The following is a 9,502-nucleotide window of genomic DNA, read 5'->3' as shown; positions in this document are numbered from 1 at the left end:
GGAGCAGCCCGGTAGCTCGTCAGGCTCATAACCTGAAGGTCACAGGTTCAAATCCTGTCCCCGCAACCAAATACCAAACAGACCAAAAAGCCCCCGATCCTCAACGGTCGGGGGCTTTTTGCCGTCCAAGGATCCTCCACCAAAGGAGCCCTCTGCGATCGAGTTTCGAACGAAACAGGTGGTTGGCCATCCCCCTTGCGTTCGAACCGAAAGCCAACTTCCCTGAAAGAAGCCCTGCCGGCGCCTGCGGAGGACACGTCATGGAGATCGACGAGGACAAGATCGACGATGCGGTTCTGGCTCTCCTCCACCTGACCCTCTGCGAGGACGGACGGGCCTGGAAGGGCTTCGCCTGGGAGGTCATGAATCGCCTGCACGTCAAGGGGATGATCTATAACCCCATCGGAAAGGCCAAATCGGTTGGACTCACCGAGGAGGGGCTGCGACGGTCGAAGGATCTCTTCGATCACCTCTTCGCGAAATCAAAATGATCGCGCGCCTTAGAACTCACGAAAAAGCCCGCCGAGTCCAAGACTGGCGGGCTGAATTCGTTGGCTGGGGGACGAGGATTCGAACCTCGACTAGAGGAGTCAGAGTCCACTGTTCTACCGTTAAACTATCCCCCAAAGCCCTGGCCTAGCAGGAGCTTAGGACGGTTTGGTCTGGTCCACGATCCGTGCCGTGCACCGATCGTTTCGCGCCCGGTCCGTTCCGGTGGAGGGGCGATAGCATGGAGCCGGCGCGGCATGCAAGCGTTCGATTGAGGGCTTTCGCCATCAGGCGATGGCCGGGCCGCCGGTGCGGGCCTCGATCATCCCCAGGGTTCGCAGGATCGCCAGGGCGACGATCTCGGCATCGACCTCCCCTTCCGGGGTCGCCGGCAGGATCGCCACGGTACTGACCTCGTCGTCGGTGAGCAGCCCCGCCACCACCTTGAAGACGTCGCCCTCGGGGGTGGCCTCGTCATGGACCAGGCAGACCCGGCATCCGCCGGCCTCGCCGTAGACGCGCTGGGTGAGCACCTGGACGCGGCTCTCGTCGTCGGGCTCGGCGCGGCGGGGTTGGCCGAAGGTCGGTCGGATGATGTTGTCCATGCCCGCCACTATACCCGAGCCCGGGCGGTTTGTGAGCAGGGCCCTGTCCCGCGGCCGCGTCCCGGGATCGTTCGGGCCGTCAAGGCGATTGACGTGTCATCCCGCGCGGTCACCGGTTAGACGAAGGCCGCTGCCACCTCCCAGGCTTCAGGACGCCCGATGCCGATCTCCACCGCGCGCCTCGCGCAGCGCCATGCCGAACTCGGCGACGCCTTCTACGACGTCGTCGCGCCCGCCGCCTTTCCGAAGGCGATTCCGCGCTACCGCAACCAGCCCTGGGCGGAGCGGATCGGCCTCGGCGACCTGACGGAAGCGGAATGGATCGCACATTTCGGCCGGTTCGACCCCCTGCCCGGCAGTTTCCCGCAGCCCCTCGCCCTGCGCTACCACGGCCACCAGTTCCGCTCGTACAATCCCGAACTCGGCGACGGGCGCGGGTTCCTGTTCGCCCAGGCCTACGATCTGGCCGACGGACGTCTCCTCGATCTCGCCACCAAGGGCAGCGGACGCACGCCGTGGTCGCGCACGGCCGATGGGCGCCTCACCCTCAAAGGCGGCGTGCGCGAGATCCTCGCCACCGGCATGCTGGAGGCGCTCGGCGTGAACACCTCCAAGACCTTCAGCCTGATCGAGACCGGGGAGGAGCTAGAGCGCGGCGACGAGCCCTCCCCCACCCGCTCGGCGGTCCTCGTGCGGCTCAGCCATTCCCATATCCGCATCGGGTCGTTCCAGCGGTTCCTGGCCCTCGACGAGCCCGACAACATCCTGAAGCTCATGGATCACACGATCCGCACCCACATGCCCGACCTGTGGCGGGAGGCGGCGCCGGACCGCGCCGTCGCTTTCCTCGAGGAGGTGTGCCGCCGCGTGGCGCGCACGGGCGCCCAGTGGATGGCCGCCGGCTTCGTCCACGGGGTGCTCAACACCGACAACATCAACGTCACCGGCGAGAGCTTCGATTACGGTCCCTGGCGGTTCGTGCCCGTCAACGATCCGGCTTTCACCGCCGCCTATTTCGACGTGCAGGGGCTCTATAGTTTCGGGCGCCAGCCCGAGGCCCTGTTCTGGAACCTCAGCCGTCTCGCCGAATGCCTGACGCCCCTGGCGCCGCAGGACGGGCTCGAAGCGGCCCTCAAGCTGTTCGGTCCGGCCCTGCAGGAGGCCTTCGCCAACGCGCTCCTGGCGCGCCTCGGACTCGCCCGCACGGACGACGACGCGACGCACCGCTTCGTCGCCGCGTTCTGGGGGTTCCTCGCCCGCAGCGGGGCGCCGTTCGAGCGGACCTTCTTCGACTGGTACGGCGGGCTCGCCAGTGCGGCGCGCGCGGCGGCGAGCCCGTCGGCGGCGTTCTATGCCGCGGAGGCGTTCGCTCCCGTGCGGGCGAGCCTGGAGGCGATGGCTCCCGTCGATGCGGGGCGCCTCGCGCATCCGTACTTTGCCGGAAGCGGGCCGTGCACGATGCTGATCGAGGAGGTCGAGGCCCTGTGGGCCCCCATCGCCGACGGGGACGACTGGTCGGCGCTGCATTCCAAGCTCGCCGCCATCGCGAACATGGCCGAGGCCTATGGCACGCGGGCAGGTCCCTCGGCAGCGGCCTCGGCCTGAGATCGCGGCCCTGTTTCCGACACATGCGGCGGTAGGGTGCGGTGACGGCGCCGACGCGGGAGCGCGGGGAAGCGACGATGAGCGAAATCCGAATCCTCGACGGTACCGGCCCTCACGGTGCCTGGACGACGGGGGCCGGCACCTACGAAACCGGCCTGCTGCACCTGCCCGATGGACAGGCTCGCGGCGTCGAGGATCTCGATGCCCTGGAAATCGCCGACGGCCCCGCGTTGCAGCGGCGGGCCGGGATCGCCGGCGGCCTCAGCACCGCCCTCGACGCCACCGGGCCCCTGCCCCGTCCCCTCGGCTTGGCCGCCGCGTTCGTCGGCCTCGGCCTCGGCGCCCTCGGCGGCACCCTGCACGCCACCGCGTCCCTGCAGGCGCGCTTCTCCGATGGGGCGCGTGTCAGGATCGAGACCGATCCCGCCACCGCCGCCGCGATGGTGCGCGATTGGGACGTCGTTCGGCGCGCTCTCTTGCGCCGGGAGGCTCCGGTCCAGCGCCTGCTCGCGCCGCCGGCCGTCCCGCCCCTCGCCCTCCCGGCGCCCGAGCACGATTCGGCCCCGGCCCTGACGTCGATCTTCCAGTACGAGATGCGCAAGGGCCGCCTCCGGCGCCTCGCGTCCGGCAAGGCGCCGGGCGAGACCTGAGCGACGCTTGCTCCACCGGTTCGCCCGATCCCGAGCGGATCGGGGGTCTGCCGCGGGCGGAAACGCGCGCGTTCACATCCCCTCGGCGGCCAGACGCAGCAGGGTCGCCAGGAGCACGCGGGCGCCGGCCTCGATGTCGGGCCCGCTGGCGAACTCGTCGGGGTGATGGCTGATGCCGCCGCGGCAGCGCACGAACAGCATGGCGATGGGGGCGATGGCGGCGAGGGCCATGCCGTCGTGCCCCGCTCCGCTCGGCAGGCGCAGAACCGGATGGCCCTCCGCCGCGATTCCCGCGGCGAGGTGCGCCATCAGCGCCGGGTCGCACGGCGCGCAGGCCGCATCGTGGGTCACCACCCGATCGAGTTCGAGGCCGCGCCGGGTGGCGATCTCCGCGAAGGCGGCGGCGAGGTCGGCCAGGGCGATGCGGCGCTGGCGGTCGTCGGGCGCACGCAGATCGAGGCTGAAGCCGACGCGCCCCGGGATCACGTTCACGGCGCCGGGGGCGGCCAGGATCGTCCCCACGGTGCCGACGAGGCCGGGCTCGGGCGTGCAGCGCGCCTCCACGGCCAGGATGCATTCGGCGGCCCCCGCGAGGGCATCGTGCCGCCCCGCCATCGCCACGGTCCCGGCATGGCCCGCCTCGCCCGTGAGCGTGACGGCAAGCCGCGTCGCGCCGCTGATGGCGGTGACGAGGCCGACGGCGAGGCCGGCCCGCTCCAGGGCCGGGCCCTGCTCGATATGCAGTTCGAGATAGGCGCGCACGGCGCCGGGCGCCCGGGCCGCCTCGCCGATCCGGTCCGGGTCGAACCCGGCGGCCAGGAGCGCCTGCCCCATGGTGATGCCGTCGGCGTCCGGACGGTCGAGAGCGTCGCGGGTCAGGGTGCCGGCGAGCGCCCGGCTGCCGATGAGGGTGGTGGCGAAGCGGGTGCCCTCCTCGTCGGCGAAACCCACCACCTCGATGGCGAAGGGCAGGACCACGCCGGTGCGGACCAGGGCGGCGATGCATTCGATGCCCGCCACCACGCCGAGGGGACCGTCGAACCGCCCGGCGTCGCGCACGGTGTCGAGGTGCGAGCCGATCACCACGGCCGGCCCGCCGGGGATGGGACCCTCGATGCGCCCGATGCAGTTGCCGACGGCGTCGATGCGGGCCGTCATCCCGGCCTCGCGCATCCAGTCGAGGACGAGGGCGCTGGCCCGGGCCTGCTCGGGGCTGAGATAGACGCGGGTGATGGCGCCCGGGTCGGCGCTGACGGCGGCGAGCGCGTCGAGCCGGGCGATGATGCGGGGGGCCAGCGCGGCCTGGAATGTGTCGATCACCGGTCTCTCGCTCACGGGGTGGGCCATATCTTAAGGCACGGGAGGGTTCCGCGAAAACCTCGCGGTGCCTTAAGCTCTTGTGGCCGCATGACATAACTCGGGAGTCCGGCGCCCGCCTGTTCGCGCCAGCCGATCGCAGGGCCGGCGACGCACCATCCTGGCCCTCGTCCGCGTCCGCCGGTATGGTCCCGCTCCCACGAGGCCCGAGGCATATGATCCGAAAGAACCACCTGCCCCCCGACGCGACCATCGCCGACGTGGTGGCCGATCTGGAGGATGCGGGCGAGTATCTGCGCCGGGTGCTCGGCAACATGCGCTTCTGCCAGAAGCGGCACGGCGACGCCCACCTGCGCATCGGCATCACGGGCAAGCGTGGCCCCGGCCAGGGCCTCGCCCCGTCCTATCGCATCGACTACCGGACCGGGCCGGAGGCGGCCGAGATGACGGTCTACAACGGGTTCGGCGGCCGTTCGCACAGCGCCTTCACCCCGGTCAACGTCCGCGAGACGAACTGGAGCCGTGGCCACGCCACCATCCAGGAGGTGCAGAAGCTCTATGACGGCCTGCACAAGGCGGAGAGGGAGCGGGCCGAGCGGGACGGATCCGAACCGGGCACGCCCTGACCGGCGCGGTGCCGGCAACCGCGAGCTGGCGGACGGGAGGCATGAGGGTTCCCGCCGGGATGGCTCCGCGTCCTGCTCGATCCACGCCTCATCGGTCCAAGTTTCATCGATCCAGGAACGCCAGCAGCGTCCGGTTGACGGCGTCCGCCCGCGTCACGCTGTGGGCATGGCCGCCGGTGGCGACCCGGTCGAGGGTCGCGCAGGCAAGGCCGGCCGTGAGCTCCTCCGAACACGGATAGGGCACCAGAACGTCGTCGTCCGCCGCCATCACCAGGGTCTCGGTGGCGATGTCCTTCAACTGCGCCGTGAGATCGAAGGCTTCGAGCGCCGCGATCCGCGCCAGGACGTTGGCGACCCCCGGAAACTGCGCCAGGGCATGGGCCTCGTCGGCCGCCACCCGCTCGGCGTTCCGGGAGAGCCAGGGCGCCGGATAGAGGAAGATCGCCTGGGCCCTGACGTAGGCCTCCGCGCCGCCGTGTTCGAGCAGAATTTTTCGCGCGGCGAAGCAGCGGCGGGTCGCCGAATCGGCGCGGGCCCAGCCGTTGATGACGACGAGTCGCCCGACGCGTTCCGGACGGGTGCGGGCGAGTTCGAGGCCGATCAGGCCGCCGAGCGCGTGGCCGACCACGTCGCAGCGTTCCGTGCCGGTGGCGTCCATCACCGCGACGAGGTCGGTTGCCATGGCGGCGATGTCGTGGCCGGGCTCCAGGGTGTCGGCCGAGCGGCCGGTGCCGCGATGATCGTAGGTCACCACCCGGAAGCGTGCCGCGAGTGCGTCCATCTGCGGGGCGAAGTAACCGGCCGAGCCGCCGAGTCCCGGCGAGAGCAGGACCGTGCGCGTGCCGGCGCCCCGGACCGCATGGTGGAGCGCCGCTTCCATCTCAGGGCCGCCCGAGATGCGCCACGGAAGCGATCTCGATGAGCGCGTCGGGCTTCACGAGGCCGCACTGGATGCAGTAGCGCGCCGGCTTGTCGCCGGGAAAGTAGGTGGCATAGACGGCGTTGACGGCGGCGTAGTCGGCCCAGTCCTTGAGGAAGATGTGATTGAAGGTCACGTCGTCCATGGTGCCGCCGGCCGCGGTGACGACGCCCTTGATCGTCTCCAGCACGTGCCGGGTCTGGGCCGCCGCGTCGCCCACATGGACGACGTTCGCCTCCGCATCGAGGGGCAAGGTGCCCGAGACGTAGAGTACGCCGTCGGCGAGGGTCCCGGGCACGTAGGGCGCGAGCGGCTTACCGGTGCCGGGCGGGATGATCACGGTCTTGGGCATCTTTGTCGAGGTCTCGCGCGCTGGCGTGTCGGGAACGGTCCGGTCATCGGGACGTGGACAATATCTTCAGTCAGGCGGCGGCGCGCGCGGCGTCAGACTGCAGGGCCGTCTCGAAGGCGGCCACATCCGAGACCCAGCCGAAGAAAGTCTCGATGTTGGCGAGTGCCCCCGCCTGCAGGGAAGGCGGCCCGGCCTGATGTGTCGCATCCGCGAGGACAATGCCGAAGTATTCGAGGAAGAAACCGTCGCGCAGGGTCGATTCCACGCAGACGTTGGTGGCGATGCCGGTGAAGACCAGGGTGCGGATGCCGCGCGCCCGCAGGAGACCGTCGAGCTGGGTGTGATGGAAGCCGCTGTAGCGGGGCTTGGGCAGGACGATGTCGCCGGACTCCGGTTTCAGCGCATCGATCAGCGCGTAGTCCCAGGTGCCCTTGGCGAGCAGCGTCCCGGCGAGGTCCGGACGCCTGCGCATGGTCTTGAGGGCGTTCGACTTGTGCCAGTTCGGCGAGCCGGGACCGCCGGCCTCGACGTAGGCCGCGTCCCAGCCGTTCTGGAACCAGACGATGGCGATCCCGGCCGCGCGGGCCGCCGCCACGGCTGCGCCGATCCGCTCCACCGTCGCGCCGGTGGTCGAGACGTCGAACCCGGCGAGATCGAGGTAGCCGCCCCTGCTGGCGTAGGCGTTCTGCATGTCGACGACGATGAGGGCGGTGGCCGCTGCGTCGAACGCGATGGGCTCCGGCGAGGCCGCGAGGGTGATCGTGCCGTGGCGTCCGTGCGGATCGTGGTAGCCGGCGACCATCACGCCACCTTCGCCATGGGCTCGGCCGACAGGTGCGCCCGGCTCTTCATCAGGGGCTGGATGCGGGTGCCGTATGCGTCGAGACCCTTGAGAAAATCATCGAACACGAGGAGCACCCCTTCCGTGCCCGGCACGGTGGCGACGTCGTCGAGCATCCGCGCAACCTCCGCGTAGGACCCCACGAGGGTGCCCATGTTGATGTTCACCGCCGAGGTCGGGTCGGCCATCTGGCGCACGTTGGTGTCGGCCCCCGATCTGGTGTCGGCCGCCCCCTGGACGCCGAGCCACGCGATGGCCTCGGCATCGGCGCCGGCCTTGTAATGCGCCCAGGTGGCGTGGGCGGCCGCGTCGGTCTCGTCGGCGATGATCATGAACAGGACGTAGGAGGAGACGTCGCGGCCGGTCTTCGCCTTGGCGGCCTCGAGGCGCTCCACCGTGGGGGCGAAGGCGGTCGGCGTGTTGACGCCCTTGCCGAAGCAAAAATTGTAGTCGGCGTATTGCGCGGTGAACGCCATCCCGGCGGCCGACTGCCCGGCGCAGATGATCTTCATGTCGGCCTGCGGGCGTGGGCTCAGGCGGCAATCGTCCATCTGGAAGAACTCGCCCTTGCGGTCGCACACGCCGGTCTCCCACAGGTCGCGCAGGACCTGAGCGTACTCGGACAGGTATTCGTATCGGCGGGAAAAATAGTCGTCGCCGGGCCATAGCCCCATCTGGGCATATTCCGGCTTCTGCCAGCCGGTGACGAGGTTGAGGCCGAAGCGGCCGTTCGAGATCGAATCGATGGTGGACGTCATGCGTGCGGTGATGGCCGGCGGCATGCACAGGGTGGCGGCGGTGGCGAACAGCTTGATCCGGCTGGTGACGGCGGCCAATCCCGCCATCAGGGTGAAGGATTCGAGGTTGTGGTCCCAGAACTCGGTCTTGCCGCCGAATCCCCGGAGCTTGATCATCGACAGGGCGAAGTCGAGGCCGTAGCCCTCGGCCTTCAGCACCACCTGCTTGTTCAGTTCGAAGCTCGGTTTGTACTGCGGCGCGTTCTCCGACAGGAGCCAGCCGTTGTTGCCGATGGGAATGAACACGCCGACATTCATGGTCGACCTCGCCGCGAAGGGACCGGAGACCGCGTGGAAGGCGCGTTCCGCCGCCCTACGCGGGGCGGAGATCGTCGCCGGCTCCGGGTCTGTCGAACGATATCGAACCGAACCGGAGGGTCAAACGATTCCGGGTCGATTTCGGCCGGGTGCCCAAACTCTCTCCGGTTTGCCCAACTGGCGGGCCGGGCCTGCTCGACCACGGAGCGCGTCCGGGGACGCATCGACGACGGTCCCGCGCCGGGCTTCGTGGTCGCCGTGACGACGCCGCTCCGGCGTCCGGGACGGCAGGCTTTATTCCAACCCCCCCACCGCCGCCTCCACCGCCGCCGTGATGGCGCCCGAGCGCAGGAGCGCCAGGGCGTCCACCATCTCGGTGTGGTACCAGCGGTCGCCATCGAGGGCCGGCGGGATCGTTTCGCGGATGGCGGCGAGGGCCGCCTGCGTGCCCTTGCCGATGGGATGATCCTTGGCCACCTCGGCCACGAGGCTGAGGGCCTGGGCCGCCATCAGGAGTTCGCCGGCCACGATCTGCTCGGCGTTCTCCACGATGGTGCGGGCTTTGCGGCCGCACCAGGTCGAGTTCGAGACGTGATCCTCGGCGTTGGACTTGCCGGGGATCGAATCGACGGAGCCGGGGCTCGACAGGGTGCGGTTCTCCATGACGAGGGCCGAGAGAGTGCATTGCACCGTGGCGAATCCGGTGTTGAGCCCCTTCTTGCCGGCGAGCAGGTTGCGCGGCAGGCCATAGCTCAGGGTCGGGTCGATGAGGCGGAACAGGCGCCGCTCGGAGATCGAGCCGAGATCGGTGATGGCGATGGACAGGAGGTCCATGGCCTGGGCGACGTACTGCCCATGGAAATGCCCGCCCGAAATGCAGGCATAGCCGCCTTCGCCGTCGTCGAAGATCAGCGGGTTGTCCGTGGCCGCGTTGATCTCCGTGCCGATGATGCCGCCGATATAGGCCAGGGCCTCGCGCACGGGGCCGTGCACCTGGGGGGCGCAGCGCAGGGAGTACACGTCCTGAACGCGGGGTGGCGGGG

At 69.8% G+C, this 9,502-nt stretch carries 11 protein-coding genes and 1 tRNA gene; 4 read left to right on the top strand and 8 right to left on the bottom strand.

Annotation, left to right across the window (positions count from 1 at the left end):
- The first annotated feature begins 260 nt into the window (after window positions 1-260).
- The gene (locus FV218_RS20825; protein ID WP_147711392.1) at window positions 261-491 is read left to right on the top strand and encodes a DUF6429 family protein; all 231 of its coding nucleotides are present in this window, start codon (window positions 261-263) and stop codon (window positions 489-491) included.
- A 61-nt stretch (window positions 492-552) separates the two neighbouring features.
- Here FV218_RS20825 and FV218_RS20820 read toward each other — a convergent pair.
- Both FV218_RS20820 and FV218_RS20815 read right to left on the bottom strand, forming a co-directional pair.
- Window positions 553-626, bottom strand: a tRNA-Gln gene (locus tag FV218_RS20820).
- Between the two features lie 150 nt (window positions 627-776).
- Window positions 777-1,094: a hypothetical protein gene (locus FV218_RS20815; RefSeq protein WP_147711391.1), complete on the bottom strand. Its 318-nt coding sequence runs from the start codon at window positions 1,092-1,094 to the stop codon at window positions 777-779.
- A gap of 159 nt (window positions 1,095-1,253) precedes the next feature.
- On the opposite strand from FV218_RS20815, the gene FV218_RS20810 reads away from it, so the two are divergent.
- Both FV218_RS20810 and FV218_RS20805 read left to right on the top strand, forming a co-directional pair.
- On the top strand, window positions 1,254-2,699 hold the full coding sequence (locus tag FV218_RS20810; RefSeq protein ID WP_147711390.1) for a protein adenylyltransferase SelO: 1,446 nt from the start codon (window positions 1,254-1,256) through the stop codon (window positions 2,697-2,699).
- 77 nt (window positions 2,700-2,776) lie between these two features.
- Window positions 2,777-3,349, top strand: coding sequence for a hypothetical protein (locus FV218_RS20805; protein ID WP_056091900.1), 573 nt, complete (start codon window positions 2,777-2,779; stop codon window positions 3,347-3,349).
- Between the two features lie 72 nt (window positions 3,350-3,421).
- Here the strand turns inward: FV218_RS20805 and FV218_RS20800 are convergent, their stop codons facing one another.
- Window positions 3,422-4,669, bottom strand: coding sequence for an allantoate amidohydrolase (locus FV218_RS20800; RefSeq protein WP_246685217.1), 1,248 nt, complete (start codon window positions 4,667-4,669; stop codon window positions 3,422-3,424).
- A gap of 212 nt (window positions 4,670-4,881) precedes the next feature.
- Between FV218_RS20800 and FV218_RS20795 the strand changes: the two genes are divergently transcribed.
- Window positions 4,882-5,292, top strand: coding sequence for a hypothetical protein (locus FV218_RS20795; protein WP_056091906.1), 411 nt, complete (start codon window positions 4,882-4,884; stop codon window positions 5,290-5,292).
- A 103-nt stretch (window positions 5,293-5,395) separates the two neighbouring features.
- Here the strand turns inward: FV218_RS20795 and rutD are convergent, their stop codons facing one another.
- The 5 genes from rutD to FV218_RS20770 all read right to left on the bottom strand — a co-directional run.
- Window positions 5,396-6,172, bottom strand: a complete 777-nt coding sequence (gene rutD, locus FV218_RS20790; RefSeq protein WP_056091909.1) for a pyrimidine utilization protein D — start codon at window positions 6,170-6,172, stop codon at window positions 5,396-5,398.
- A gap of 1 nt (window position 6,173) precedes the next feature.
- The gene (rutC, locus tag FV218_RS20785; RefSeq protein WP_147711388.1) at window positions 6,174-6,563 is read right to left on the bottom strand and encodes a pyrimidine utilization protein C; all 390 of its coding nucleotides are present in this window, start codon (window positions 6,561-6,563) and stop codon (window positions 6,174-6,176) included.
- Window positions 6,564-6,633: 70 nt separating this feature from the next.
- A complete protein-coding gene (gene rutB, locus FV218_RS20780; protein WP_056091913.1) occupies window positions 6,634-7,365 on the bottom strand; it encodes a pyrimidine utilization protein B in 732 nt (243 codons plus the stop codon).
- Window positions 7,365-8,459, bottom strand: a complete 1,095-nt coding sequence (gene rutA / locus FV218_RS20775) for a pyrimidine utilization protein A (RefSeq protein ID WP_147711387.1) — start codon at window positions 8,457-8,459, stop codon at window positions 7,365-7,367. Before rutA ends, rutB begins: the two co-directional genes overlap by 1 nt.
- Before the next feature lie 294 nt (window positions 8,460-8,753).
- Window positions 8,754-9,502: aromatic amino acid ammonia-lyase (locus FV218_RS20770; protein ID WP_187273126.1), on the bottom strand; the 749-nt coding region annotated here is incomplete at its 5' end.

It is taken from the genome of Methylobacterium sp. WL69 (genome assembly GCF_008039485.1).
Taxonomy (GTDB): Bacteria; Pseudomonadota; Alphaproteobacteria; order Rhizobiales; family Beijerinckiaceae; genus Methylobacterium.
The sequence above is the reverse complement of the archived record's forward strand: the minus strand, read 5'-3'. Positions and strand labels throughout refer to the sequence as shown.